The sequence below is a fragment of the Neorhizobium vignae genome (genome assembly GCF_000732195.1).
GTDB lineage: Bacteria > Pseudomonadota > Alphaproteobacteria > Rhizobiales > Rhizobiaceae > Neorhizobium > Neorhizobium vignae.
Genome location: NZ_JNNU01000008.1, coordinates 212,327 through 237,001, shown reverse-complemented (window position 1 = coordinate 237,001; position 24,675 = coordinate 212,327). Strand labels below are relative to the sequence as shown.

Below are 24,675 nucleotides of genomic sequence, written 5' to 3'. Positions count from 1 at the left end.
CGAACCCGGCTAAGCGGGTTCAAAAAACTTGCCACTTTTGCTCACCTATTAATTTATAGAGTGTCCGATGCTTCGTCGCTTCTTTGACTATTACCGACCGTATCGCGGGCTTTTCATCCTGGATTTCGGCTGCGCGATCATTTCGGGTGTGCTGGAACTTGGTTTTCCGATGGCGGTGAAGCTGTTCGTCGATCGGCTTCTCCTCAGCCAGGAATGGCTGCTGATCCTGCTCGCCTCGGCGGCACTGCTGGTGATCTATGTGATCAATACGGGCCTTATGGCGATCGTCACCTATTGGGGCCACATGCTCGGCATCAATATCGAGACGGACATGCGACGGGCCGCCTTCAACCATCTCCAGAAGCTCTCGTTCAGCTATTTCGACAACCAGAAGACCGGCCATATCGTCGGGCGTCTCACAAAGGACCTGGAGGAGATCGGTGAGGTCGCCCATCACGGACCGGAAGACCTGTTCATCGCCATCATGACCTTTGCCGGGGCTCTCGCCCTGATGTTCTCGGTCAACCCGCAGCTGGCGTTGATCACCGCCGTCGTGGTGCCGCTGACCGCCTGGGTCACGAGCCATTTCGGCGGCCGCATGACCGATAACTTCCGCCGGCTGTTCCAGCGTGTGGGTGATTTCAACGCCCGTATCGAGGAGAATGTCGGCGGCATCCGCGTCGTGCAGGCCTTTGCCAACGAGCAACACGAGCGGAAACTGTTCGAGGAGGACAACCAGAACTACCGGCGCGTCAAGCTCGATGCCTACAAGCTGATGGCGGCGAGCAGCTCGCTCAGCTACATGAGCATGCGGTTGACCCAGATGGTGGTGATGATCGCCGGCGCCTATTTCGTGCTGTCGGGCGAGCTGACCGCCGGTGGGTTCATCGGCTTCCTGCTACTGGTCGGTGTATTCTTCCGCCCGGTCGAGAAGATCAACTCGGTGATCGAGACCTATCCGAAGGGCATTGCCGGCTTCCGTCGCTTCACCGAGCTGATCGATACCGAGCCGGATATCGCCGATGCGCCCGACGCGGTCGACGTCGATCACCTCAAGGGCGAGATCGCTTACGAGAACGTCTCTTTCGGCTACAGCCCGGAAAAGCCGGTGCTCGAAAACGTCAACCTGGCGATCCGCGCCGGCGAGACGATCGCCTTCGTCGGCCCCTCGGGCGCCGGCAAGACCACCATCTGCTCGCTGCTGCCCCGCTTCTACGAGATCGGCGCCGGCAGCATTACCATCGACGGCATCGATATCCGCGCCATGACCAAGGTGTCGCTGCGCCAACAGATCGGTATCGTCCAGCAGGACGTCTTCCTGTTCGGCGGCACGATCCGCGAAAACATCGCCTATGGCCGGCTTGGCGCCAGCGAGGCGGATATTGTCGAGGCGGCGCGACAGGCACGGCTCGAAGAGATGCTCGCCGGCCTGCCGCAGGGGCTCGATACCGTGATCGGCGAGCGCGGGGTGAAGCTCTCGGGCGGCCAGAAGCAGCGCGTCGCGATCGCCCGCATGTTCCTGAAAAACCCGCCGATCCTGATCCTCGACGAGGCGACCTCGGCGCTCGATACCGAGACGGAACGCGCCATCCAGCGCTCGCTCGCCGAACTCTCGCAAGGCCGCACGACCCTGATCATCGCCCACCGGCTTGCCACCATCCAGGGTGCCGACCGCATCGTCGTCATCGATGGCAACGGCATCCTCGAACAGGGCACCCACCAGGACCTGATCGCCAAGCGCGGCGCCTATACCAGGCTCCACGCGGCGCAGGTTGGGACGATGTGATAGTCTCCACCCACTGATTCACCGCCGCCGGACCGCATGGAAACGTCGCTTTATCTTCCCGTCAAAACCTTCCTGGAAAGCTTCGGATACGAGGTGAAGGGGGAAGTGGGCGGCTGCGATCTGGTGGGGTTGAGCGAGGCGGACCCGCCGGTCGTAGTGATCTGCGAGCTGAAGCTCACCTTCAACCTCGAACTGATCCTGCAGGCGGTCGACCGGGCCGGCGTTTCAGACGAGGTCTGGATCGCGGCGCGTGTTTCCGCAAAGGGCAGGGGCCGGGAGGCGGACAAGCGGTATCGCGATCTCTGCCGCCGGCTCGGGATCGGCATGCTCGGCGTCTCGGATACGGGCGAGGTGAGCGTGCTGGTCAGTTCGGTCTCGCCGATGCCGCGCACCAATCCGAAACGACGCACGCGGCTGGTCAATGAACATCGCAAGCGCCGCGGCGATCCAGCCGTGGGCGGCAGCACCAAGGTCCCGGTGATGACCGCCTACCGACAGCAGGCGCTCGCCTGTGCCTCGGCGCTTGCCGGTGGGCCGTTGCGGCCGCGGGATCTCAAACAGGCCGCGCCCACAGCGGGTGCGATCCTGCGTGCCAATTATTACGGCTGGTTCGAGCGCATCGACAAGGGCGTCTATGGGCTGACGAATATCGGACGGCAGGCGCTGGAGCGCTGGCCGCAGCCGAGGCCGGGCGAGATCGAACTGGCCGCGCCGAGCGATATCGGCGGCTAGCTCAGCACGAGAGCTTCTTGTGCTGTCCCGGACAAGGTAGAAAAACCGCCCGCCTCGAAGGGCGGACGGCTTTGTTTATATCTCAAGCACCAGCCTTACGGCTGCGTACCGGTGCCGCCAGCTGCGCCACCTGCCGGCGGAGTTGCCGGAGCGGGGCTAGCTGCCGGCGGAGCTGCCGGGGTCATCGGAGCCGGTGCGGGCGACGACGTGGAGTTGTCGGTTACCGGCGGGTTGGTCGAAGACGTGGTCTGCGGGTCGGTCGAGGAACCGCCCATCTGCGACCAGACGAAAGCGCCGACCAGAATGACGGCGATCACGGCTACCCACGGTACCCACGAAGAGGTGCTGCTCCGGACTTCAGTGACCCGGACCTCCGGGTCACGGGTCTCGAACTTTCTGTCATTGGGGTCAAAAGTCATGATTGCTTCCTCCTTCTGCAGCCGGATAATGCCTCGGTGCGGGTTTGGTTCCCGATTTCGTGAACGACGCAAGCGGCTCGTGCCGAATTAACGTGCAAATCTCTTGGCGCCTGCCACGCAGGCAACCACCGCAAGCGTCGCGGCGAACAGCCGAGACTGACCTTTTCGCCGAGAAGTACGGCGGCCAGAACCAGGCCGAAAAAGGGCTGAAGAAGCTGCAGCTGGCTTACGCCGGCAATGCCGCCGAGCGCCAGGCCGCGATACCAGAAGATGAAGCCGATCAGCATGCTGAACAGCGATACATAGGCAAGACCGAACCAGGACCTGCTGTCGATATCCGGCAAGGAGACCGGCATTGCGGCGATCGACAGGGTCAGCATCACAGGCAGGGAAAGTGCCAGCGCCCAGGAGATGACCTGCCAGCCGCCGAGCTTGCGCGACAGGCTGGCGCCTTCCGCATACCCGAGGCCGCAGGCGATGATCGCCCCCAGCATTAGGAGATCGCCGACCGAGGAGGCAGCCTCCTCCTGAAACAGGGCAAAGCCGGCAACGATGGCGCTGCCAAGGCAAGAGAACAGCCAGAAGACGGTCTTCGGGCGCTCCCCGCCCCTCAGCACCCCGAAGATCGCCGTCGACAGCGGCAGCAGGCCGACGAACACGATGGAGTGGGCCGAGGTGATGTGTTTCAGCGCCAGCGCCGTCAGCAGCGGAAAACCGATGACGACGCCGAGCGAAACGATGGCGAGCGGCAGAAGATCGGACTGGGCCGGGCGTTTTTCGCGAAAGGCCAGCAGCAGGCATATGGCGAGCAGCCCGGCGATCGTGGCCCGCGCCACGGTCAGGAACAGCGGATCGAAATCCGCAACGGCAATGCGGGTAGCGGGAAGCGACCCGCTGAAGATCAAAACGCCAACGAAACCGCTGATCCAGCCGCTTGTCGTGTTGTTCATTGAAAGTCTCCCGATTTCCAAGTTTTGCCCTTGAACACCTCCCTTGGACGTTCATCGCAGGCATTCCTTGGGGCATGCCCCGCTATCGGCCGGAAGCCATGGCGACGCCAGAGACAATGCGATACAATTTACGGAAACTGTTATGGTTTGTGGAGCAGTACGGTGGATGCAAGGGCGGATCAGAAGGGCGGTGGCCAGCGTATCGGGGCCGTCATGGCGGAGATTCGCAGCCGTATCTCCGGCCGCGGGCTGGTGCCTGGCGCACGGCTTCCTTCGGTGCGTGCGTTCGCCAAGGCGATGCATGTCTCCGCCTCGACCGTCGTGGAGGCCTATGAGCGGCTGGCCGCCGAGGGACTGATCCGCTCTCGGCCCGGGTCGGGTTTCTACGTGTCGACCCCGCTGGCGCCGCTGTCGCTCTCGGAGATCGGCCCCAAGCTCGACCGGGCGATCGATCCGTTCTGGGTGTCGCGGCAGGCGCTGGAGGAAGGCGACCTGTTGAAGCCCGGCTGCGGCTGGCTGCCGTCCTCCTGGATGCCGGAGGCGGCGATCCGAAGGGCTTTGCGCAATGTGTCGCGCAGCGAGGACCGGACCCTGTCGGACTACGGCACGCCGCTTGGGTCGCTGCAGCTGCGGCAAGTCCTCTCCCGCCGGATGGGCGAGCATGGCATAGCGGCGGCTCCGGACCAGATCATCCTCACCGAATCCGGCACCCAGGCGATCGACCTTCTCTGTCGTTTCCTGATCGAGCCGGGCGATGCGGTTCTGGTCGACGATCCCTGCTATTTCAATTTCCATGCCCTGCTGCGTGCACATCGCGCAAAAGTCGTCGGCGTGCCGATGACGCCGGCCGGGCCGGATATCGAGGCTTTCGGAAAGGCGATCGAGGAACACAAGCCGCGGCTCTACATCACCAATTCGGCGATCCACAATCCGACCGGCGCGACGCTTTCGCCGGTTGTGGCGCATCGGCTGCTGAAACTCGCCGACCTGGCCGGGCTGACGGTCATCGAGGACGACATCTTCGCCGATCTGGAGCAGGAGCCCGCGCCGCGTCTGGCCGCCTTCGACGGGCTCGACCGGGTTGTGCATATAGGCAGCTTTTCGAAAACCCTGTCGGCTTCGGTACGTTGCGGCTTCATCGCCGCCAGGCTGGAATGGGTCGAGGGTCTGCTCGACCTGAAGATCGCCACGAGCTTCGCGGCGGGCCGGCTGTCATCGGAGCTCGTATTGCTGCTGTTGACCGATGGCAGCTACCGGAAACATCTGGCAGAACTGCACGTCCGGCTGTCGCGGGCAATGGACGCGACTACGGGCCGGCTCGCAGCACTCGGCATCACCCCTTGGCTGCAGCCGCGCGCCGGCCTGTTTCTCTGGTGCAGGCTTCCGAACGGAATAGAGGCGACGGATGTGGCGCGCGCCTGCCTTGCCGACAATATCGTACTTGCCCCCGGCAACGCATTCAGCCTCTCCCAGAACGCCGGCAGCTTCCTGCGTTTCAACGTGGCGCAGTCGGAGGATGCGAGGATATTCCGGAGCCTGGAGCGAGCGCTGGACGCCTTGCGTCAATAATGAGTGAGAGCTGCCGGCCGGGGTTCGGTCGTCAGGTATTCTTGTCCGAGCGCGCGAAATCCGGGATTTGGAAACGCCGCCGGTAGGCGCCGGGTGCCAGGCCCGTGACGCGCTTGAACAGACGGCGGAAGAAGGCGGGCTCTTCATAACCGACCTGCCAGCTGATCTCGTCGACCGAAGCTTCCGTCCGCTCCAGCCGGCGCTTGGCCTCCTCAATCCTCAGGCGCTGCACGTAGGCGATCGGGCTGACACCTGCTGCAGCCGTGAACCGACGCTTGAATGTGCGGTCGGTAAGGCCGGCTCGCCGGATCATCTCCTCGAGCGGATTCGCCACGGAAAAGTGGGTTGCGACCCAATCCTGTGCCGCCTGGATCGCCGTGTCGCCATGGTCCTTGCGGCCTTCGAAGACGATATAGGGGGCGAGCCCGTCCTGATGCCATTGCAGGGCGAAGTAGCGCGCGATCGATTGCGCCGCCGCAGCCCCCATATGGCGGGCGATGAGATAGAGGACGAGGTCATGCCAGGTCATGGAGGCGCCCGAGCTGATCAGCTCCTCGCGCCGCCCGGAGACGACCAGTACCCGCTCGGGATGGATCGGCACCTGCGGAAAGGCGGCCGCGAAGGCACCGGCATAACCGAAATGCACGGTCGCCTCGGCACCATCGAAGAGGCCGGTCTCGGCCAGCAGGAAAATGCCCGAACAAGCCGAACATATCAGCGCGCCGCCGGCATGCATCCGGTTTACCCAGTCGACCAGCTCCGGGTAGCGACCTTTCCGCCATCCGTCGGGCTTCAAAAGGATCGACGGAACGATGACGATATCGGTCGCCTCAAGCGTGGCGATGCTGCGCTGGACGGTGACCGGCACAAGGCTCGCGAGCGTCAGCGGCCCGGTCTCTATTCCAACAATCTGGACTTCGAACGGGCGGGTTATCGCAATGTCCGGCGGCGGCAGGACGGAAAAGGCGTTCATCACATCGAAGACGCCGCTCAGCGTCGAGACCACTGCATCGGGAATGGCCACCAGGCTTACATGCAGCGGCTTCAAACGTGTCCCGGTCGCCTCACGCGGCATGACGATCCTCCAATGATCAAATCCGTACACCGAGCCGGAGAATGGCGCAAACAGCCCGATTGTGGATTTTCCCGCTCTGCCCGAACCGGTTCGGACCTGCGATCCTTGGTCATCATCAACTTCCGATGAAGGAACAGGAGATAGCAATATGGACTATGTCAAGACACACGAGATCGATCCGGCCAAGCTGGACGCGATCGTTTCCCGCGCCATCGGCGATCTGTCGGCGGGGTACGGAGGCGTCATGGTCAGTATCGGCCACCGTCTCGGCCTCTATAAGGCGATGGCCGGGGCCGGACCGCTCAGTGCCCACGAACTGGCAAGCCGCACCGGCTGCGCCGAGCGTTACATCCGCGAATGGCTGAGTTCGCAGGTCGCCGGCGGCTATGTTCTGTTTCATGCTGTCAGCAACAGCTTCGAACTTACCCCGGAACAGGCGCTGGTGCTTGCCAACGAGGATAGTCCGGTCTTCCTCGCCGCCGCCTGGGGCGTGCCGGCTTCCATGTGGTCGGATGAGGAAAAGGCGCTGGAGGCCTTTCGCAAGGGTTCCGGCATTCCTTGGGGCGACCATGATGGCCGGCTTTATTGCGGCGTCGCCTCGCTCTATCGCAATGCCTACAAGGCAAGCCTGGTCGCGGAATGGTTGCCGGCCCTCGATGGTGTGGTCGACAAGCTGAAGGCAGGCGCCTCGGTGGCGGATGTCGGCTGCGGCCATGGTCACTCCACGGTGCTGATGGCGCAGGCTTTCCCGGCCTCCCGTTTCCATGGCTTTGATACGCATCGGGTATCCCTCGACGAAGGCCGCAAGATTGCGGCAGAAGCGGGCGTCACCGGAAGGGTCGCGTTCGAGACGGCGCGCGCTGAAAACTATCCCGGCAATGGCTATGACCTGATCTGCTTCTTCGATTGCCTGCACGACATGGGCGACCCGTTGGCGGCGGCCCGGCATGCGGCGAGAACGCTCGCGCCTAATGGTACGGTGATGCTCGTCGAGCCCTTCGCCAACGACCGCGTCGACGACAACATCTCGCCCGTTGCCCGCATGTATTACGCCGCGTCGACGACGATCTGCTGCGCCCATGCGATTTCCGACGGCGGCCACATGGTGCTCGGCGCGCAAGCCGGCGAAGCAAGGCTGCGGGAGATTTTCTACAAGGCCGGCTTCACCCGCTTTCGACGGGCGATGGCGACGCCGTTCAACCTCGTCCTCGAGGCGCGGCTGTAATCCGGCCGCATTGACCTAACCTCCAGGGAGTGCGCGGGGCCGGTTTCACAGGCCCTGCGCGCTTGTTCTTTCACCTGCCTCGTTGCCGGCGTCTAATTCTGTGCAATCGTCGTGCGCGGCGAGGCCCAGTTGTGCCACTGCTCTTCCGAGCCGTGGAAGACGTTGAGGTCGATCTTGCCGTCGACGCCGTGCGACAGGCCGGAGCCGGAATATTGCCAGAACAGCCACCTGCGGCCCGGATAGACCTTGGAAGGATGCTGGGCGACGGCGCGCAGCCAGAAGGGATAGTTGAGCAGTTCGCCCGACAGGTTGTCCTCGTAGAAATCCGGCGCCGTGTAGATGATCGGCCGCTGGCCGTAATAGCGCTCCAGCTTGTCCATGAAGACCTGCATCTTTTCGAGCACCCGGGCGCGGGAGAGTTTCGCCTTGCAGCTCGACTCGCCGTTCCATTCGACGTCGATCACGGGCGGCAGCGCGTCCGGATCGCGCGGGACGTTGCGGATGAACCAGTCTGCCTGTTCGCCGGCGGTGCGGCACCAGTAGAAGAAATGGTAGGCGCCGCGCCTGATGCCCGCCTCCTTGGCTCTCCGCCAATTGGTCCTGAACATCGGATCGAGATGGTCGCCGCCATCGGTGGCCTTGATATAGGCGAAGTTGGCCCCCTGGGTCCGCAGTTTTGCCCAGTCGATGTCGCCCTGCCAGCGCGACACGTCGACGCCGTGCACCGGGTAGCTTCTTGGCGAAACCCTGCCGAAATTGATCGGCTTGGCGTCGCGGAACTGGCGGCTGTAAATCTGCATGCGCCCTCTGCGGGGCGCGGGTTCCGCCTCCGGGCTGTCGGGCATCAGCATGGCGACCGGTCGTTCGGCGGGAAGCGGCATGCCGACCGTCATTTCCCGCGCGAAAGCCTGCGGCGCCGGCGTCGCGCCGTTCCAGGCGATATCCTGCTGCTGCGGCAAGGTCTGCTGCGGGGGTACTTGCGGCGCGCCGAGGCGCGAGGTCTTGCCGACACCGACCGACGGGACGGGGGCGGCGGGGAGATCGACCGAGCCTGTCTTTTCCTGGGTTGCGACGCCGGCGGCCAGTTCGTCCGGACCGGATGCCGAGGCGCAGCCTGCCAGGGCGAGGCAGGTGACGAGGAGTGCTGGTACAGCCGATAAACGCATTTTGAAACCCGTACGCAAGACAACAAAGACGGCCGCCCCTGCCGTCGATAAACCCCGACAGGAATTGCTAACGGAAAATTACCAAAAAATGCTGAATCCAATCTTTACGCGCGGAGATGTTCTGAAATCAGCCGCGCGGCGTGATCAACCGCGCCGGATTTCCCGCGACCGTGGCGCCCGGCGGCACGTCCCGTGTGACGACGGAGCCCGCCCCGACGATCGCGCCGTCGCCGATCGTGATGCCGCCGAGAATGATCACGCCACCACCAATCCAGACGTCTGCGCCAATGCTGATCGGGCGGCCGATCTCAAGACCCCGGGCGCGCAGGACGGGGTCGCGGTGATGATCGGCGCAATAGAGCTGGACGCCTGGCCCCAGCATCGAACGAGCACCGATTCTAACCGGCGCGGTGTCGAGGATCGTGCAGCCGGCATTCAGATACACGCCTTGCCCGAGAGAGACATTGAAGCCGTAGGCGCAGTGGAAGGGCGCTTCCAGAAACGCGTCCGGGGCTGCGCCGAACAGCATGCGCAGGGCGGGCGCCATCGCACCCCGTTCGGCGGGCGACATGGTGTTGTGCGCATGTACGGCCATCCGCGCCTTATCCCTCAATGCATCGAGTTCCGGATCGAGGCAGCAATACCACTCGCCGGCCGCCATCTTTTCGCGTTCGCCCGCCATCCCGTCTCGTCATCCTTCCTGCGTCAGCGTTCCGCCCCGGCCTTGACCCGGGCGGCCTCGCGCCGCGCGAGGCTTTCGGGCGGCCACATCGTCTTCGTACTATAATATTCATCGAAAACGTTGGCGCCTTCCGGCAGGCCCACCCAGCCGACCTTCGAACGGGTGAATATATGCACGTCGGGGGAGAACTCGGCGCGCCTTTCGAGCGTCTGGACCCGGACGAACAGCATCCATTGCCGCCGACCGTAATCGCTCCAGACCGCTGTCTGGCATTGCGGGCAGCGGTAGATATCGTGGGGCAGGCCGCTATCGGTCTTCATGGCCACCGCGACCGGATGGCTCTCGGTGATTTCCACCCGGTCGGCTTCTATCAGCGCATTGATGGCAAAGGCACCGCCCGTCTGTTGCTGGCAATCGGTGCAATGGCAGCAATGGATGAACATCGGCCGCCCGTGCATGCGATAACGCACCTTGCCGCAGAAGCAGCCGCCCTCGAATATTTCACTCATCTTCCGTCCGGGCTCCCTCAGATTACGCATGTCGAATATGAAATATTCCTCAGCCCTCCCGCAACGCAAAATGAACAAGACGAGATCGGCAGGTTCTGCTTTAAAGTTCGCAGACACGACATGAGCAGGATCAAACGCATGACAAGAGAGCGCATTGGTATCGTCGGCCTCGGCCGTATGGGCGGCGCCATGGCGGAACGCCTCGCAATGCAGGGCTTTGCGGTGACGGGATGGACACGCAGCGGCCTTTCAGCGGACAGGGCTGCGGCCATCGGGATCGCCACCGCAGTTGACCTGGCTGCACTTCTCGATGCTTCGGATATCGTCGTCCTTGCACTGCTCGACGATGCCGCGGTGCACGCGATGCTTCGTGAATTCGCCGCCGCCGATCTCGCCGGCAAGCTGATCGTCGATACCAGCACCGTCAGTCCCGAGACGCTGCGTGCCCATCAGGATGCGGTAGGCAGGGCGGGTGCGACGCTTCTCGACGCACCGATTTCCGGTGGTCCGGAAATGCTGCTGGCGGGTACGGTCGGCCTTTATATCGGCGGCGCGGAAAAGGATTTTCAGCGTTTCCTGCCGGTAGCCGAGGTGCTTTCGAACCGTATTCACCACGTCGGCAGACTGGGCCACGGGGCCTCGGCGAAACTCGTCAACAACATGATGCTGATGGGACTGTGGCAGATCATGAAGGAGGCCGTCGAGCTTGGCGGCAAGGCGGGGCTCGGGCGCGACAAGATGATCGAGATCCTGTCCGGCAGCCCGGCGGCGAGCCCGGCCATGCGGTCGCGGCTTCCGGTCATACTCGGCGAGACCGAGGCAGTCGGCTTTCCGGTATCCGGCGTGTTGAAGGATATGGGCGTGGTTCTTGATCTTGCCCGCGGTCTTGGCGTCGCGACGCCGGCCATCGAGGCGGCGCGCGCCAGCTTCGAGAATGCAGCGGCGCTCGGGTTTGCCGAAGCCGATCTCGGCACCGTCGTGCGGTTGGCGCTCGAAGGAAAATACTGAGCCCCCCGGGGGAGGCTCAGCCGTGATGCGAGGTCAGAACGTCCGGGCGAGGCGGGCGTCGACCGAGTGGCTGTTGCCGCCGCGCAGGGCGAAGAACAGGAAGATCGCGGCCCAGAGAATGGACTTTTCCGCGCCGGCGAGACCCTGGTTCTGGGCGATGCCGTGGAAATAGACGGTGACCAGAAGCACGATCATCGCCGCGAAGGAGGCCGGGCGGGTGAAGAGGCCGATGGCGACGAGAATGCCGCCGAAAAATTCCGTCGCGGCGAGCAGCGGCGACCAGAAGACGCCCGGATAGAAGCCGAGGCTTTCCACCATGCCGGTTGCGCCGAACGGATTGGTGATCTTGCCGAAACCGTGGGTGACCAGCAGTACGCCGGCCGTTACGCGCAGGATGGTCTCGACGATCTCATGGGCGGAGGTATAAACAGGGGCGAGCGCGGGAATGATCAGGCGGGAGCGAGTGGTGGATTGAAAAGCCATGGGACCTCTTTTTTTGAAAACGACGCGACTATCGGTGGTGCAGCCCAAATTGACGTTCGCGTCCTTTCTGTCGAGATGCGCGCGTTCAAAACCTGACCGTCCTGGTTGACATTATCGTGAGACCGAATTGACTTGGGTAGAAGGCGAAACATGATGGAAAAACCGCGCATTACGATTCTCTATTGCACCCAGTGCAACTGGCTGCTCAGGGCCGGCTGGATGGCGCAGGAGCTTCTGCAGACCTTTGGCGACGCGCTCGGCGAGGTGGCGCTGATTCCCGGAACCGGCGGCAATTTCGAGATCCAGGTGAACGGGACGCTCATCTGGGAGCGCAAGCGCGACGGCGGGTTTCCCGGCCCCAAGGAGTTGAAGCAGCGGGTCCGCGACATGATCGACCCGGGCCGCGACCTCGGCCACGTGGACCGCAAGGCGAAGGAAGACGGCGAGAGCTGAGGCCCTCCGTGACAGATCCGTGAAGGTTTTTTGGCGACGGGCACGGAAACTTTAAAAAGCCAGTTGACAGGGGAAGGTCACACCCGTACATGGCTCTCCGTCGCCCAGATGGCGGAATTGGTAGACGCGCCAGCTTCAGGTGCTGGTACCCGAAAGGGTGTGGAGGTTCGAGTCCTCTTCTGGGCACCATTCCTATTTTCGAGCATTGATTTTGCTCGCATTTTTCATCGCTTTTTGTCTCACTTTCACCAACCCCTTGGGGCGTGGGGCAATTTTCGATGCTCGTTCTTCCGACCTCAGTTTGTGGATTGCGCCGGCCGCCAGCTTCTTGCGGTTCGCCTGCTTCGTATAGAGGGTCGTCTGCTTCTTTGTCGTCCATCCGAAGGTCGCCATCAGCTCGTCGCCGGTCGCGCCGTTCTCGGTGGCGATAGTCGCGCCGGCTTTGCGCAGGCCATGGGTGGAACAATGGAACCGTCCAGCGTCGTCGCATCAATCCCGCAGTCGCTGAATTGCAACCCCGTTTCGATGATGGAGGAACCTTCGTGTCGCCTTCTAGTTGATCTTCCTAAGGGGTATCAATTTTGGGTAAATGCATATTGGTTTTCATAATTTGTGTTGTAATCGTCGCAGCCGTCGTGCTCTGGGCGTTTCGGTCCACACATTCGCCCCCAGATGATCCAGGCTGATTCATCTGGGGTGCTGGTGGCAGCGACAGAACCCACATCGCGACACGGATCGCTTCTGTGTAGGCAACCGGTTTGTTGCGCTTGATATGTTCCCAGTCGCCTGGGTTCGGTTGCCGAAGCTGGCGGCAAAAGGGGCGGACATGTTTAGTTGTGTCCCATCGAATGCAAATATCGCACAAAATCAGACAGCATCACATCAGCGTAATGCGCAACTTAAGTTCGCCGTCTGCGCCGCCCTAACGGATCACCAAGAAATTGCAAAAAGCTTGATGCGTCAGGGGATGCCCGTTCAAGAACTAAGAAGCCGGGCTGTGTCACGACGTTCATCGACTGCCATGTCGAGTTGCCTGAGGAGACCACCAAAATGGGTCGAGCAACTTTCAATATTAGACTTGATGCTCTATGATCGTCCGGATTTGATGGAGTTTGCCTAGCTTGAAGACGGATGCCGTTACCATGAACGACATAGCTAAAATATTCACGGATCCACCGTTGCCGATCGGGTCGGAAAGGCCACGGCTGGTTCAGCGGCACTCCTCCGTGCGCCGGACGATGGAGATCGTTCTCGACACCTGGAGCTTCCTCATCCTTCGCGAAGCCTATTTCGGCGTGCGCCGTTTCGACAAGTTTCAGCAGCGGCTGGGCATTCCGCGCCAGACCCTTTCATCCCGGCTTTCTGCGCTGGTCGCCAACGAGATCGTCAGCCTCGGGAAGCGACCGAACGAACCGGGTCAGCAATACTTCCTGACCGCTCGCGGCAAGGAATTGTTCTCGACCATGCTGTCGTTGATGGAGTTCGGCGACAAGTGGCTCGCAGGTGATAACGAGCCGCCGCTTCAGTTGATCCACAAGACCTGCGGCTGCGAATGCCATCCGGTGACTGTCTGCAGCGAGTGCCTGGAGCCCTTTACGGCCAAGGAAGTGGCCCCCCGGGACGGACCGGGCGCAGGTTATGCCCCCGTGGAAAACCGGCCGACGTCGCGCAGGAGTTCCGACGCGGCGCTGCTGGAAAGGGTAAGGCCTTGTTCGGTTGCGCGCACGCTCGGTATTATTGGCGATCGCTGGAGCTTTCTTATCCTTCGCGAGGGCTGGCATGGTGTGAGGCGCTTCGAGGAAATGCGGGAGAACCTCGGTATCGCGACCAATATTCTCGCCGATCGACTGGCGCGGCTGGTGCAGGCGGGCGTGTTCCGGAAAGTGCCTTACAATTCCGGCGACCGGTTCGAATACCGGTTTACCCAGATGGGGCTCGATCTCTACAAGCCGATGTTGGTGATGATGGCCTGGGGTGACCGGTGGCTCGCGGATGGCAAGCCACCCATGCGCCTGCGGCACAAGACCTGCGGTCATGATTTTTCGGCCATCGTCGTATGTTCGGAATGCAGGAAGCCGCTGGCGGCCAAGGATACCGATTACCTGCTTCGGTATTCGTTCGACCTGTAAGCCTCGCGTAAATGCAGATCAAGCGGCATCCGTAGTCTTTGCCGATACTCCACGTTTTGCGTGCATCATCCGGTATATCCGTTCGGGCGTGACCGGAAGCGTTTCGACCGAAATGCCCAGATGGGAAAGCGCGTCGGATACTGCATTGGCGATGGCTGCCGGGGCGCCGATCGTACCGCCTTCGCCCATGCCGCGGAAGCCGCCGATATTGTTTGGAAGATCGGCCTCTATGTGGACAATGCCGATATCGGGCACGCTGCTTGCGACGGGAACGAGATAGTCGGCGAGGCTTGCGGCCACGGCCTGTCCCTGATCGTCATGCACGATTTCTTCCAGCAGGGCTGCACCGATGCCCTGCGCCACGGCGCCATGAACCTGGCCGTCCACGATCATCGGGTTGATGATTTTACCGCAATCTTCCGCCACAACATAGCGAAGGATCTTGACGGCATAGGTTTCCGGATCGACCTCGATCATGGCCAGATGTGTCGATGAACTGGCGGTCCCGAGATAGGGGTCATAGGTTTCCGATGCGCTCAGGTCTTCGCGCTGGTCTCGCGGAATGCGGCCCATCTGGGTATAGACTGCGGAGGCGACCTCCTTCAGGGTCAGTGACAGGTTCGAGTTCCGACTGGTGATGATGCCGTCGTGAATATCGAGGTCCTCGACACCCTGCTCCATGAGGAATGCGGCCGCGCGCAGGACCTTCTTCTTGACGACGCGGGCCGCGAGTGTGGCGGCACCGCCGCCAAGGACAGCCGAACGGCTGGCATAGGTGCCGCTGGCCATGGGGACCAGCGCACTGTCGCCATGCTTGACCTCTATATCTTCCAGCCTGCAGCCCAGTTCGTCGACGATGATCTGGGCAAGCGTCGTTTCCAGCCCCTGACCGTGGGAAGAGATACCAAAAGCAGCGGTGACAGCGCCCGTCGCGTCGATTTCGATCTTGGATGTCTCGGTGCCTGTATTGATCGGCATGCCTGGGGCGACCGAGATACGCGAGCCGATCCCGGTCAATTCGGCGTAGCTTGCGAGCCCGATTCCAACCCAGCGCCCGGCCTTCCTTGCCTCGTCACGCTCCTGAACCAGCGACGGATAATCGACGTACCTGCAAGCGCCCTCCAGGCATTCCTGAAAGGCCGACTTGTCCCAGATGATGCCGGAGGCGGTACGGTATGGAAACTCCTCGTCGCGGACGAGATTTTTCCGGCGAAACTCGACCGGGTCCATCCCCAGCTTGCGCGCCGCCATCTCGATCAGCCGTTCCATGGCGAAGGTCGAGGAGGGGCGGCCGACACCGCGATAAGGACCGGTCGGTGGCTTCGGGGTCAATACGCCACGAATCCGGCCCCGATAGTGTTCCATTCGATAGGGGCCGGGCAGGAAACTGACGACCTGGACGGTTTCCAGCGCTGCCGTCCACGGATAGATCGAATAGGCGCCGACATCGCCGATGACGTCGGCGCGCAGACCGATCAGCATTCCGTCTTTCGTTACAGCGAGTTCCGCCTCGATCAGTTCGTCGAAGGCCTGGCTGGTGGCGGAGAGATCCTCGAGGCGATCACTGATGTATTTGACGGGGCGTTTCAGCTTGCGCGCCAGTGCGCAGACGAGAATTTCCTCTCCGTAAAGCGATCCCTTGCCCCCGAAGCTGCCGCCCACATCCGGAGCGACCACCCGCATCCGCGTTCCGGGAAGATCGAGACAACCCGCCAGGACGTCGCGGATGACGCCGGGTATGTTGGAGGAGGTGTAAAGCGTCAGCGATTGTTTCCGGCCATCCCATTCGGCGAGATAGGACCGGTTCTCCATGGCGACCGCCGTCTTGCGCGTCATGCGGAACCGGCCCTTGACGATGATCGCCGCGCCCTCGAAGGCGGCATCGACATCGCCTCGCTTGAACTCGCGACGAATAATCGTGTTCGTTCCCGCCTCCTCGTGCAAAAGCGGTGCGTCGTCCTTGACCGCATCGACCTGCCGGATTGCAAAGGGCAGGGGTTCGTATTCGATCGTAATGTGTTCGAGCGCATCCTCGGCGGCGTAGCGGCTTTCCGCAACCACGGCGATGACCGGTTCGCCGACGTAGCGGACCTTGCCGCGGGCCAGCGGCCAGATCGGGGTCGCGTAATAACCCGGCATGCGAGAGATCGGAATAGCTGGCTTGACCTCTCCCTCGAGATCGCTCGCATCATAGATCGCGACGACGCCTGGAACCGAGAAGGCGTCGCCGATGTCGATGTTCAGGATTCTGGCATGGGGCTGGTCCGAGCGCCGCAGCGCGACATGCAGCATCCCTGCCGGTGCCATGTCATCGACATATTGCCCGACGCCCGTCAGAAACCGCGGGTCCTCCGTGCGCTTGACCCGTTTGCCCACCAGTTTGGGGCGCAGCTCGATGGAATGGTCAGAATGGCTCATTCATAGAACTCCGAGCATTTTCTCAGCCCCTGCCACTGCGCGTCGTCATGGCCGCATATGATCGTGTCTCCGCCATCCCGAAAGGCTTTCAGGCGCCCGAGTGATGTCACCGCAAGATCCATGTTCCAGGTGTTCTTCGGCGCGGTGGCAGTGTCGATGTTGACCTGAAGTGGTGCCGCGTCGGATGCAAGAACGAAGGCGCCATCCTTTTCCAGTTCGACGCGTGCCACGCTCATGCCGGGCGTATGACCGGGCATGGGCAGGACGACGATACGGCCGTCACCGAACACGTCATGTTCCGTGTCGAATGTCTGAAAGCCCTGTTCTTGCTCCCATTCGGCGCGCAGATAGCCGAGATTCTCCGCGCCTTCGGTCTTCGCCGCCGCGACTTCCGCCTCGTGGCAGAGGATGGTCGCCGTGCGAAAGTAGCTGTTGCAGCCGCAATGGTCGGGGTGAAGGTGCGAACAGATGACGACGTCGATGTCGTCCGGTTGCAGGCCGATGGTTTCAAGCTGGCTGACGACGGTCTGCTCCGGTGTGAAGACCGGGGTCATGACCCGGCTCAGCCCGCCCCAGCGCCCTTGGGGGTCGATGGCTGCTTCCGGGTTGCAACCGCTGTCGAAAAGAACGTTGCCCTGGGCATGGCGCATCAGCGTGGCATGGACCGGCAGGTCGATCGTTTCTTCCTTTGCAGCCCCGGCGATATAGATCGAACGTCGCATCCGGAGCCGACCGCCTTGGAGAAAATGCATCTTCATGTCAGAGGTCCTCTTTCCCTTGCCAGTTCGCGGACGGCGTTGACGATGTGCTCATAGCCAGTGCAGCGACAGATGTTTCCGGAGAGCGCTTCGCGGATCTCATCGTCGCTTTCCAGCGGATGGTGGCGAAGGAGATCGGTGATCGCCATGATGAAGCCCGGGGTACAGAAGCCGCATTGCAGTCCGTGATGCTGGCGAAATGCTTCCTGGACGCGACCGAGCTTGTCGATGCTGCCCTGGCCTTCGATGGTTTCGATCTCCATGCCTTCCGCCTGCACGGCGAGGGTGAGGCAGGAGCGCGCACTGCGTCCGTCGAGGATGACGGTGCAGGCACCGCACACGCCGTGTTCGCAGCCGACATGGGTTCCTGTCAGGCCAAGCTCCTGGCGCAGGAAATCGCTCAGCAACATGCGGGCTTCCACGGTGCGCGTATACGACAAGCCGTTGACGCTGACGGTGATCTTTTTTTCGGTCATGGACGTTTCCGGTTTTGGGCGCGGCTCCAGGCCGCACGGAGCGCGCGCTTGGCAAGCACGCCCGAAAGGTGCCTGCGGTAATCCGCCGAGGCGTGGATGTCGGAATTGGGGGTGAGGATGTCTGCCAGCCTGTCTGCGACCGTGTCGAGAACGGCGTCGGAGAGATCGGTGCCTTCGACGATATCCTCGATCTCACGCAGGCGCAGCGGCGTTTCTCCGACCCCCATCATTCCGATACGAACGCCGGCCGCCACGCCGTTTTCGACGCGAAGGGTCGTGGCGAAACAGGCAAGGGCGAAGTCGCCATGGCGTCGGGCAAATTCTTCGAAACCCCAACTGGTTTCGGGAGGCATGGCATCGATTTCCACGGCGATCACCAGCTCGTCTTCTTCGAGCGCATTCACCAGCGAGCCGACGAAGAATTCCGCCGCGGGGATCCTGCGTTCACCGCGCACGGAATAGGCAATGATCGTGCCATCGAGAAACCGGGTCATCAGCGGCATTTCGGTGGCCGGGTCCGCATGCGCGACGCTGCCGCAGAAGGTGCCGCGATTGCGCACGGTCATGTGAGCGACATGGTGCATGGCGTCATGGACCACGGGCAGGTGCTTGGCGACGAGAGCGTCGGTGGCGGTCGTGTGATGCCGCACGGTTGCTCCGATCCGCAGACGAGTGCCGTCGAACCCGATCCGGTCCAGTCCGGCAATCCTGTTGATGTCGATCAGCACGGACGGCTTCACCAGCCGGAAGTTTATCATCGGCATGAGGCTCTGGCCGCCGGCGATGATCTTGCCGTCGCCTCCGGATGCAGCCAGTGCCGCCGCCGCCTCCTCAATCGTTGCCGCCGCGATGTAGTCGAACTGTGCGGGCTTCATCGTTCCGCCCGTTCCGCCGGCCCGGCCGTCTTTCTTGTCGATGAACGTGCCATCAGTGCTCCTCCGGCGTCATTTCCCAACAATGACACCTTCTGTAATTTCACTTGCATTATTAGACTTAAAAGAAGAATGTCAAGCGAGCTCGTGGGCGGTGTCGTGCGTATCGTCCCGATGGAGATGAGGAGGATTTTCAATGGAAATGTCAGGTCAGCAAATAATACCGGCCACGAGGGATGAGGTCTGGGCGGCACTGAACGATCCGGACGTGCTCAAGGTCTGTATTCCCGGATGTCAGGAACTGACGAAATCGTCCGCGACCGAAATGTCCGCTGTCGCGGTTATGAAGGTCGGGCCAGTCAAGGCGCGGTTCCAGGGCGCGGTGACGCTCTCGGATCTCGATCCGCCGAACGGGTATAAGATTACCGGCGAAGGGCAGGGCGGCGTTGCCGGTTTCGCCAAGGGCGTGGCCGTCGTGAAACTGTCAGAAGTGCAGGGCGGGACCGTTCTGGACTATACCGTGGACGCGCAGATCGGCGGCAAGCTTTCGCAGCTTGGCGGGCGGTTGATCGACGTCACGGCAAAGCAGATGGCGGGCCAGTTTTTCAAGCGGTTTGCCGAGGAAATACAGGCGCGCCAGAGCCCGCAAGAGGCGGCTCCGGTGGAAGCGACCCCCGCCGCGCCGGCGCATTCCGAACCTACCGCCGCACCGCGTGAGGTGCCTGCGAGAGCAGTCTCAAGGTCTGCCGCCAAGCCGGCCATGGCGGTCGGTTCGGGCGCCTCGCTGCCGGTGACTGCGCTCGTGGTGTTCGTCTCGGTGCTGGCCGCCCTGTGGATTGTCTATGGCGGGCTGTTGCCGAGTCTTGCTCCGGCTGTGGACGCGCCCTCGCGCATATCGCCAGATCTTGCCAGTATCGTCCAGCTGGTCATGGCGGTGGCCATCGGTTACCTGTTCGGTAGAGCCTCAAAATAGGCTTTTGCCATTTGAACGAAAAAGGCCGGAGCATATGCTCCGGCCCTTTTCTTTTTTGCTTGCACAGGAAGACTTCAATCTCCTTTCCGGCGCTCCAGAAAAAGCTTCAGTTCGCCGAACATGCCCCGCCTGAACATCATCACGCAGATCACGAAGAACGAGCCGATGATGAACGTGATCGGCAGGCCGCTGGTCGAGAGGAAATGTTCCAGCCCGGCGACGACAGTTGCTCCGACGATCGGCCCGATCAGCGTTCCCATGCCCCCGAGAAGGGTCATTAGGATGACTTCGCCCGACATGTGCCATGTGACGTCCACGAGCGAGGCGAGCTGGAAGGCGATCGCCTTCAGCGAGCCGGCGAAGCCCGACAGCGCCGCCGATAACGTGAAGGCAATCAGCTTGTATCGCTCCGGCTTAAGGCCGAGCGAGGTTACGCGGGTCTCGTTTTCACGAATGGCCGACAATGTATGACCGAAAGGCGAATTGACGGCGCGCCATATGATCAGCAGCCCGATGACCGTGCCGCCCAGGACGGTGTAATACATCGCGGTGATGTTCCTGAGGTCGATCACGCCGAGCAGATAGCCCCGAGGCACGGCCTGGATGCCGTCTTCCCCGCCAGTGAACGGCATCTGGACCGCCATGAAATAGACCATTTGGGCAAGCGCCAGCGTGATCATGGCGAAATAGATGCCGTGGCGGCGGATCGCCAATGCCCCGAATGCGAGACCCAGGATCGTCGCGAACACCGTTCCGGCCAAGACAGCCAGTTCGAACGGCCATTGCCAGACCTTGGCCGCATGTGCCGCGATAAAGGCACCGCCGCCGAAGAATGCCGCATGCCCGAAGGAGAGCAGCCCGGCATAACCGAGGACCAGGTTGAAAGCGGCAGCAAACAGGACGAAGCAGAGGATCTTGATCAGGAAGAGAGGATAGACCGCGAGCGGCGCAATCAGCATGGCGATCATAACGGCGACAAGCAATACGCGGCCGATCATCTGGCCGTAACCGAACGGGGTGACAGGATTGGCAAGGGTCACGCTTTTCATCTCACGCCTCACGACTGAACAGGCCGGCTGGCCGGATAAGGATCACCAGCACCATGATGATGAACACCGCGATCGACGAGGCGGCCGGATAGAATGTCTTGGTGAGACCCTCGATTACTCCGAGCGCCAGTGCCGTGACGATCGCGCCGCCGATCGATCCCATGCCGCCGATCACGACGACGGCGAAGACAACGATGATGATGCTGGACCCCATGCCGGGACTGACCTGATAGAGGGGGGCGGCCAGCGCGCCGGCAAAACCGGCCAGCCCGACGCAGAACGCATAGGTAAGCGTCAGCATGAGGGGTACGTTGATGCCAAAGGCCTGGACCAGTGAGGGATTTTCCGTCGCGGCCCGCAGATAGGCGCCGAGCTTCGTCTTCTCGATGGCAAGCCAGGTCAGGAGGCAGATGACGAGCGAGACCGCAATCACCCAGGCGCGATACATCGGAAGGAACATGAAGCCGAGATTGATGCCGCCCGTGAGGGCTGCCGGAACGGGATAAGGCTTGCCGGCCGCGCCGAAGACGTGACGGAATAGTCCCTCCAGCATCAATGCCACGCCAAATGTCAGAAGCAAGCTGTAGAGATGATCCATGCGATAGAGCTGCTTCAGAAGCAGTCTTTCTACGACTACCCCGCAAAGGCCTACCACCAGAGGCGCGGCGATCAGCGTGCCCCAATATCCGAGCCCGAGCCGTGAAAGCATGTACCAGGCGACAAAGCCGCCCAGCATGTAGAAGGCTCCATGTGCGAAGTTGATCACGTTGAGCATGCCGAAGATGATCGCCAGCCCGAGGCTAAGAAGCGCATAGAAAGATCCGTTGATCAGTCCGAGCAGCAATTGGCCGAGAAGAACGGGAATTGGCACCCCGAGGAAATCTGTCATCTGATTCCTACCTGTTGAAACGTGCGCATAGCGATCAGACCCCCAGATACCGGTTCAACCGGTCCATGTTGGCGTCAAGCGCATCATTGGAAATTTCGTCGACGACCTTTCCCTGATCGAGGATGAAGTGCCGGTCGGCGACGGAGGCCGCAAACCGCAGGTTCTGCTCGACCAGGATGATGGTCATGCCGCGATCCTTGAGGATGCGCAGCGCAGCGCCGATCTCCTCGACGATGACGGGGGCGATACCTTCCGTCGGCTCGTCGAGCAGGATGAAGTCCGCTCCGGTGCGCAGGATGCGGCCGATCGCGAGCATCTGCTGCTCGCCGCCTGATAGCCGCGTACCCGGCGTGGTGTCCCGGCCCTTCAGGTTGGGAAACAGGCTGTAGATCTCCTCGACGCTCATGCCGCCCGACTGCCAGGCCGGCGGAAACATCAGGTTCTCGATGACGTTCAACTTGGAAAATATGCCCCGCTCCTCGGGGACATAGCCGATGCCGAGCCGTGCGACCTTGTGCGCCGGTGTCCGGAGAAGATCGACACCCTTGTAGGTGCCGGTGCCGGCCCGTTTGCCGACAACGCCGATCAGGCTGCGCAGGGTGGTCGTCTTGCCGGCCCCGTTGCGGCCGATCAGCGTGACGACCTCGCCCTTGCGGACATTGAAGTCGACGCCGTGCAGAACGTGGCTTTCGCCGTACCAGGCCTGAAGATTGCTGACGTTCAGAAGTGCTTCAGCCATGGGCTGCTCCCATATATGCCTTGCGGACTTCGCTATTCGTCGAAACTTCCGCATAGGTTCCTTCGGCGATCACCTCGCCGCGGCGCAACACGGTGATCGTGTCGGACAGGTCGGCAACGACGCCCAGATTGTGCTCGACCATCAGCACGGTTCGGCCCTTGCCGACGCGGCGGATCAGCGCCGCCGTCCGGCCGATGTCCTCGGTTCCCATGCCGGCCATCGGCTCGTCGAGGAGCATGACTTCCGGCGCCAGCGCCAGCGTGGTCGCCAATTCGAGGGCGCGCTTGCGTCCGTAGGAGAGTTCGCTGGCCTTCGTCCGGGCCTTTTCGGCAAGCCCGACGCTTTCGAGGAGAGCCAGCGCCTCTTCGTCAAAGCGCTTCAGACACTGGCTGGACTTCCAGAAAGAAAAGGTCTCGCGCTCGCGGGCCTGCAACGCGACCCGCACATTTTCGTGCGCGCTCAGATGCGGAAAGACCGACGAGATCTGGAACGAGCGGACCAGGCCGAGCCGCGCGATATCGGCGGACGCCATCTGCGTGATGTCGCGACCCTTGAAGAAGATCTGGCCGGAACTCGGGGAAAGGAACTTGGTCAACAGGTTGAACAGCGTGCTCTTGCCGGCGCCATTGGGGCCGATCAGAGCGTGGATAGTGCCCGGCCGGATTTTGATGTCGACGTTGTTTACGGCGATGAAGCCGCCGAACGAGCGCGTCAAACCGCGCGCCTCGATGATGGGTGCGTTCTCCGGCACGAGTCCTCCCTCCCGGCTGAATTCTCTCTTCCAGCGGCGCCAGGCAAAGCCGGTCCGCAAGCCTCATCCAACGGAAAAGGCAACTACAGAAAAACACACAAAGTCTAATAATGCAAGCTTGCGTATCGGCAAAAATTCTGTTTATCTTGATTGCATGGCCTTGTGCATAGCAGCATGACTGAGGTCAATGCCTATCATAAAGTATGATAGCGCAAGTTTATCGTCGACGCTCGTGGAGGAGCTTCGACGCCAAATCTGGGAGGATGGATTGATGAAGCGCTTAAGAATTTTGCTGTCGTGCGCCGTGGCTTTGGGCGCGATGGGCATTCAGGCACAGGCCCAAGATACGGGGCCGATCCGGATCGGCGTCCTGACCGATGTCAGCGGTCAGTTCTCGCATGAAGCCGGGGATGGCGCGATTGCCGCCGTGAAGATGGCGGTAGAGGATTTCGGCGGAAAGGTCCTCGGCCGTCCGGTGGAAGTCCTCGTGGCCGATCACCAGAACAAGCCGGAAGTGGCCGTCTCGACCGCCCGTCAGTGGTACGAGTCGCAGGGCGTGAGGATGATCAACAATCTGATCAATTCCGGCATTGCGCTGGCGGTGACGCAGGTTGCCAAGGATCAGGACAAGATCGCGATCGTCAACGGTTCCGGCACGTCGCGTCTGACGAATGACAGTTGCACGCCCAACAGCATTCACTATTCCTACGACACCTATGCGCTGGCCAATGGCACCGCCAACGAGCTGATCCGCGAAGGCAAGAAAAACTGGTACTTCCTGACTGCCGACTATGCTTTCGGCCATGCGCTGGAAGCCGATGCAAGCCTGATCGTCAAGGCAAACGGCGGGACCGTGTCGGGTGCCGTCCGCTATCCGATCGAAACCTCCGACCACAGCGCATTCATGTTGCAGGCCCAGGCATCGCCCGCCGATGTCGTCGCTATGGCCGGCTCCGGCACGACCTTCGTCAATGCAGTGAAATCCGCCGCCGAATTCGGGCTTGCGTCGTCTGGCAAGACGGTTGCAGGCCTGCTTGTCTGGGATACCGACGTCCATTCGCTCGGGCTCGAAACCGCGCAGGGCATGATCCTCACCAACGCATTCTACTGGGATCGCGATGACGAGACCCGCGCCTTCGCCAAGAAGTTCCAGGCGCGTGTCGGGCGTCCGCCGCATATGGGCGACGCGGGAGATTATTCCTCGACGACGCACTACCTGCAGGCCGTGAAGGCCGCCGGTACGACGGATACAAAACAGGTGATGGCGAAAATGAAGGAAACGCCGGTCAATGACTTCTTTGCCAAGGGCGGCAAGATCCGCGACGACGGCCGGATGGTTCATGACATGTATGTCTATCAGGTCAAGGCGCCGTCTGAATCCAAGAGCGAATGGGACCTGCTGAAGCTCGTCACCACCATTCCAGGCGACAAGGCTTTCCGACCGCTTTCCGAGAGCAAGTGCCCGCTGGTCAAGAAGTGAGCGAAAGCAGTGCCCGGCTTTCACTGCGCCGGGCACTCAACCCCACCATGGCATGAGCAGCCGGCAACAGCTGCGGTCGGCAGG

24 protein-coding genes, 1 tRNA gene and 1 pseudogene are annotated in these 24,675 nt (G+C 61.9%); 10 read left to right on the top strand and 16 right to left on the bottom strand.

Translation table 11 applies throughout. From position 1 onward, the window contains the following. The first annotated feature begins 67 nt into the window (after positions 1–67). A complete protein-coding gene (locus tag GQ59_RS16030) occupies positions 68–1,786 on the top strand; it encodes an ABC transporter ATP-binding protein (protein WP_037082915.1) in 1,719 nt (572 codons plus the stop codon). Positions 1,787–1,822: 36 nt separating this feature from the next. Beyond that, the gene (locus GQ59_RS16025) at positions 1,823–2,518 is read left to right on the top strand and encodes a DUF2161 domain-containing phosphodiesterase (RefSeq protein WP_037082912.1); all 696 of its coding nucleotides are present in this window, start codon (positions 1,823–1,825) and stop codon (positions 2,516–2,518) included. Positions 2,519–2,613: 95 nt separating this feature from the next. On the opposite strand, the gene GQ59_RS31215 is transcribed toward GQ59_RS16025, so the two are convergent. Then, complete coding sequence (locus GQ59_RS31215) at positions 2,614–2,937, bottom strand: hypothetical protein (protein WP_084683187.1); 324 nt, start codon at positions 2,935–2,937, stop codon at positions 2,614–2,616. Positions 2,938–3,024: 87 nt separating this feature from the next. Further along, positions 3,025–3,887: pseudogene (locus GQ59_RS16020) on the bottom strand (DMT family transporter). A 213-nt stretch (positions 3,888–4,100) separates the two neighbouring features. Between GQ59_RS16020 and GQ59_RS16015 the strand changes: the two are divergent. Then, positions 4,101–5,456 (top strand): aminotransferase-like domain-containing protein, encoded by a 1,356-nt coding sequence (locus GQ59_RS16015; protein WP_051904010.1) that lies wholly within the window; start codon positions 4,101–4,103, stop codon positions 5,454–5,456. 31 nt (positions 5,457–5,487) lie between these two features. Here the strand turns inward: GQ59_RS16015 and GQ59_RS16010 are convergent, their stop codons facing one another. Next, positions 5,488–6,531 (bottom strand): GlxA family transcriptional regulator, encoded by a 1,044-nt coding sequence (locus GQ59_RS16010; RefSeq protein ID WP_037082906.1) that lies wholly within the window; start codon positions 6,529–6,531, stop codon positions 5,488–5,490. A 148-nt stretch (positions 6,532–6,679) separates the two neighbouring features. Between GQ59_RS16010 and GQ59_RS16005 the strand changes: the two genes are divergently transcribed. Then, positions 6,680–7,756 carry a class I SAM-dependent methyltransferase gene (locus GQ59_RS16005; RefSeq protein ID WP_037082903.1) on the top strand — a complete coding sequence of 359 codons (1,077 nt, stop codon included), beginning with the start codon at positions 6,680–6,682 and terminating at the stop codon, positions 7,754–7,756. A 92-nt stretch (positions 7,757–7,848) separates the two neighbouring features. Here the strand turns inward: GQ59_RS16005 and GQ59_RS16000 are convergent, their stop codons facing one another. The 3 genes from GQ59_RS16000 to GQ59_RS15990 form a co-directional block, all read right to left on the bottom strand. Further along, complete coding sequence (locus GQ59_RS16000; RefSeq protein WP_037082899.1) at positions 7,849–8,922, bottom strand: glycoside hydrolase family 25 protein; 1,074 nt, start codon at positions 8,920–8,922, stop codon at positions 7,849–7,851. Between the two features lie 127 nt (positions 8,923–9,049). Continuing rightward, positions 9,050–9,604: a sugar O-acetyltransferase gene (locus GQ59_RS15995; protein WP_037082896.1), complete on the bottom strand. Its 555-nt coding sequence runs from the start codon at positions 9,602–9,604 to the stop codon at positions 9,050–9,052. A gap of 23 nt (positions 9,605–9,627) precedes the next feature. Further along, positions 9,628–10,113 (bottom strand): GFA family protein, encoded by a 486-nt coding sequence (locus GQ59_RS15990; RefSeq protein ID WP_037082893.1) that lies wholly within the window; start codon positions 10,111–10,113, stop codon positions 9,628–9,630. A 120-nt stretch (positions 10,114–10,233) separates the two neighbouring features. Between GQ59_RS15990 and GQ59_RS15985 the strand changes: the two genes are divergently transcribed. Continuing rightward, positions 10,234–11,121: an NAD(P)-dependent oxidoreductase gene (locus GQ59_RS15985; protein WP_037082890.1), complete on the top strand. Its 888-nt coding sequence runs from the start codon at positions 10,234–10,236 to the stop codon at positions 11,119–11,121. A 33-nt stretch (positions 11,122–11,154) separates the two neighbouring features. Here the strand turns inward: GQ59_RS15985 and GQ59_RS15980 are convergent, their stop codons facing one another. Beyond that, entirely contained in the window at positions 11,155–11,604 is a 450-nt protein-coding gene (locus GQ59_RS15980; protein WP_037082887.1) for a DoxX family protein, read from the bottom strand. Positions 11,605–11,754: 150 nt separating this feature from the next. On the opposite strand from GQ59_RS15980, the gene GQ59_RS15975 reads away from it, so the two are divergent. Continuing rightward, positions 11,755–12,057 carry an Rdx family protein gene (locus tag GQ59_RS15975; RefSeq protein WP_037082885.1) on the top strand — a complete coding sequence of 101 codons (303 nt, stop codon included), beginning with the start codon at positions 11,755–11,757 and terminating at the stop codon, positions 12,055–12,057. 102 nt (positions 12,058–12,159) lie between these two features. Beyond that, a tRNA-Leu gene (locus GQ59_RS15970) sits at positions 12,160–12,246 on the top strand. 3 nt (positions 12,247–12,249) lie between these two features. On the opposite strand, the gene GQ59_RS32810 is transcribed toward GQ59_RS15970, so the two are convergent. Beyond that, positions 12,250–12,450, bottom strand: coding sequence for a hypothetical protein (locus tag GQ59_RS32810; RefSeq protein ID WP_037082882.1), 201 nt, complete (start codon positions 12,448–12,450; stop codon positions 12,250–12,252). A 749-nt stretch (positions 12,451–13,199) separates the two neighbouring features. Between GQ59_RS32810 and GQ59_RS15960 the strand changes: the two genes are divergently transcribed. Continuing rightward, a complete protein-coding gene (locus GQ59_RS15960; protein ID WP_244447976.1) occupies positions 13,200–14,186 on the top strand; it encodes a winged helix-turn-helix transcriptional regulator in 987 nt (328 codons plus the stop codon). Between the two features lie 18 nt (positions 14,187–14,204). Here the strand turns inward: GQ59_RS15960 and GQ59_RS15955 are convergent, their stop codons facing one another. From GQ59_RS15955 to GQ59_RS15940, 4 genes are read right to left on the bottom strand one after another with little or no spacing between them, the layout of a single operon-like run. Continuing rightward, a complete protein-coding gene (locus GQ59_RS15955; protein ID WP_037082880.1) occupies positions 14,205–16,604 on the bottom strand; it encodes a xanthine dehydrogenase family protein molybdopterin-binding subunit in 2,400 nt (799 codons plus the stop codon). Beyond that, a complete protein-coding gene (locus GQ59_RS15950; protein ID WP_037082878.1) occupies positions 16,601–17,362 on the bottom strand; it encodes an N-acyl homoserine lactonase family protein in 762 nt (253 codons plus the stop codon). The genes GQ59_RS15955 and GQ59_RS15950 overlap by 4 nt, the downstream gene beginning before the upstream one ends. Further along, entirely contained in the window at positions 17,359–17,838 is a 480-nt protein-coding gene (locus GQ59_RS15945) for a (2Fe-2S)-binding protein (protein ID WP_037082875.1), read from the bottom strand. The genes GQ59_RS15950 and GQ59_RS15945 overlap by 4 nt, the downstream gene beginning before the upstream one ends. After that, positions 17,835–18,713, bottom strand: a complete 879-nt coding sequence (locus GQ59_RS15940; RefSeq protein WP_037082872.1) for an FAD binding domain-containing protein — start codon at positions 18,711–18,713, stop codon at positions 17,835–17,837. The genes GQ59_RS15945 and GQ59_RS15940 overlap by 4 nt, the downstream gene beginning before the upstream one ends. A gap of 193 nt (positions 18,714–18,906) precedes the next feature. Between GQ59_RS15940 and GQ59_RS15935 the strand changes: the two genes are divergently transcribed. Beyond that, the gene (locus GQ59_RS15935; RefSeq protein ID WP_037082871.1) at positions 18,907–19,683 is read left to right on the top strand and encodes an SRPBCC family protein; all 777 of its coding nucleotides are present in this window, start codon (positions 18,907–18,909) and stop codon (positions 19,681–19,683) included. 74 nt (positions 19,684–19,757) lie between these two features. On the opposite strand, the gene GQ59_RS15930 is transcribed toward GQ59_RS15935, so the two are convergent. From GQ59_RS15930 to GQ59_RS15915, 4 genes are read right to left on the bottom strand one after another with little or no spacing between them, the layout of a single operon-like run. Further along, positions 19,758–20,732 (bottom strand): branched-chain amino acid ABC transporter permease, encoded by a 975-nt coding sequence (locus tag GQ59_RS15930; protein WP_037082869.1) that lies wholly within the window; start codon positions 20,730–20,732, stop codon positions 19,758–19,760. 1 nt (position 20,733) lies between these two features. Further along, complete coding sequence (locus tag GQ59_RS15925) at positions 20,734–21,621, bottom strand: branched-chain amino acid ABC transporter permease (RefSeq protein ID WP_037082867.1); 888 nt, start codon at positions 21,619–21,621, stop codon at positions 20,734–20,736. 34 nt (positions 21,622–21,655) lie between these two features. Next, on the bottom strand, positions 21,656–22,360 hold the full coding sequence (locus GQ59_RS15920; RefSeq protein ID WP_051903993.1) for an ABC transporter ATP-binding protein: 705 nt from the start codon (positions 22,358–22,360) through the stop codon (positions 21,656–21,658). Continuing rightward, on the bottom strand, positions 22,353–23,111 hold the full coding sequence (locus GQ59_RS15915; RefSeq protein ID WP_037083149.1) for an ABC transporter ATP-binding protein: 759 nt from the start codon (positions 23,109–23,111) through the stop codon (positions 22,353–22,355). Before GQ59_RS15915 ends, GQ59_RS15920 begins: the two co-directional genes overlap by 8 nt. A 271-nt stretch (positions 23,112–23,382) precedes the next feature. On the opposite strand from GQ59_RS15915, the gene GQ59_RS15910 reads away from it, so the two are divergent. Next, a complete protein-coding gene (locus GQ59_RS15910; RefSeq protein ID WP_037082865.1) occupies positions 23,383–24,591 on the top strand; it encodes an ABC transporter substrate-binding protein in 1,209 nt (402 codons plus the stop codon). The last annotated feature ends 84 nt before the right edge of the window (positions 24,592–24,675 follow it).

Excerpts from the sequence above, each read along its gene's own strand:
- GQ59_RS16030 (WP_037082915.1), top strand. The coding sequence starts at position 68 with ATGCTTCGTCGCTTCTTTGACTATTACCGACCGTATCGCGGGCTTTTC.
- GQ59_RS16025 (WP_037082912.1), top strand. The coding sequence starts at position 1,823 with ATGGAAACGTCGCTTTATCTTCCCGTCAAAACCTTCCTGGAAAGCTTC.
- GQ59_RS31215 (WP_084683187.1), bottom strand. The coding sequence starts at position 2,937 with ATGACTTTTGACCCCAATGACAGAAAGTTCGAGACCCGTGACCCGGAG.
- GQ59_RS16015 (WP_051904010.1), top strand. The coding sequence starts at position 4,101 with ATGGCGGAGATTCGCAGCCGTATCTCCGGCCGCGGGCTGGTGCCTGGC.
- GQ59_RS16010 (WP_037082906.1), bottom strand. The coding sequence starts at position 6,531 with ATGCCGCGTGAGGCGACCGGGACACGTTTGAAGCCGCTGCATGTAAGC.
- GQ59_RS16005 (WP_037082903.1), top strand. The coding sequence starts at position 6,680 with ATGGACTATGTCAAGACACACGAGATCGATCCGGCCAAGCTGGACGCG.
- GQ59_RS16000 (WP_037082899.1), bottom strand. The coding sequence starts at position 8,922 with ATGCGTTTATCGGCTGTACCAGCACTCCTCGTCACCTGCCTCGCCCTG.
- GQ59_RS15995 (WP_037082896.1), bottom strand. The coding sequence starts at position 9,604 with ATGGCGGGCGAACGCGAAAAGATGGCGGCCGGCGAGTGGTATTGCTGC.
- GQ59_RS15990 (WP_037082893.1), bottom strand. The coding sequence starts at position 10,113 with ATGAGTGAAATATTCGAGGGCGGCTGCTTCTGCGGCAAGGTGCGTTAT.
- GQ59_RS15985 (WP_037082890.1), top strand. The coding sequence starts at position 10,234 with ATGAGCAGGATCAAACGCATGACAAGAGAGCGCATTGGTATCGTCGGC.
- GQ59_RS15980 (WP_037082887.1), bottom strand. The coding sequence starts at position 11,604 with ATGGCTTTTCAATCCACCACTCGCTCCCGCCTGATCATTCCCGCGCTC.
- GQ59_RS15975 (WP_037082885.1), top strand. The coding sequence starts at position 11,755 with ATGATGGAAAAACCGCGCATTACGATTCTCTATTGCACCCAGTGCAAC.
- GQ59_RS32810 (WP_037082882.1), bottom strand. The coding sequence starts at position 12,450 with ATGGCGACCTTCGGATGGACGACAAAGAAGCAGACGACCCTCTATACG.
- GQ59_RS15960 (WP_244447976.1), top strand. The coding sequence starts at position 13,200 with ATGAACGACATAGCTAAAATATTCACGGATCCACCGTTGCCGATCGGG.
- GQ59_RS15955 (WP_037082880.1), bottom strand. The coding sequence starts at position 16,604 with ATGAGCCATTCTGACCATTCCATCGAGCTGCGCCCCAAACTGGTGGGC.
- GQ59_RS15950 (WP_037082878.1), bottom strand. The coding sequence starts at position 17,362 with ATGAAGATGCATTTTCTCCAAGGCGGTCGGCTCCGGATGCGACGTTCG.
- GQ59_RS15945 (WP_037082875.1), bottom strand. The coding sequence starts at position 17,838 with ATGACCGAAAAAAAGATCACCGTCAGCGTCAACGGCTTGTCGTATACG.
- GQ59_RS15940 (WP_037082872.1), bottom strand. The coding sequence starts at position 18,713 with ATGAAGCCCGCACAGTTCGACTACATCGCGGCGGCAACGATTGAGGAG.
- GQ59_RS15935 (WP_037082871.1), top strand. The coding sequence starts at position 18,907 with ATGGAAATGTCAGGTCAGCAAATAATACCGGCCACGAGGGATGAGGTC.
- GQ59_RS15930 (WP_037082869.1), bottom strand. The coding sequence starts at position 20,732 with ATGAAAAGCGTGACCCTTGCCAATCCTGTCACCCCGTTCGGTTACGGC.
- GQ59_RS15925 (WP_037082867.1), bottom strand. The coding sequence starts at position 21,621 with ATGACAGATTTCCTCGGGGTGCCAATTCCCGTTCTTCTCGGCCAATTG.
- GQ59_RS15920 (WP_051903993.1), bottom strand. The coding sequence starts at position 22,360 with ATGGCTGAAGCACTTCTGAACGTCAGCAATCTTCAGGCCTGGTACGGC.
- GQ59_RS15910 (WP_037082865.1), top strand. The coding sequence starts at position 23,383 with ATGAAGCGCTTAAGAATTTTGCTGTCGTGCGCCGTGGCTTTGGGCGCG.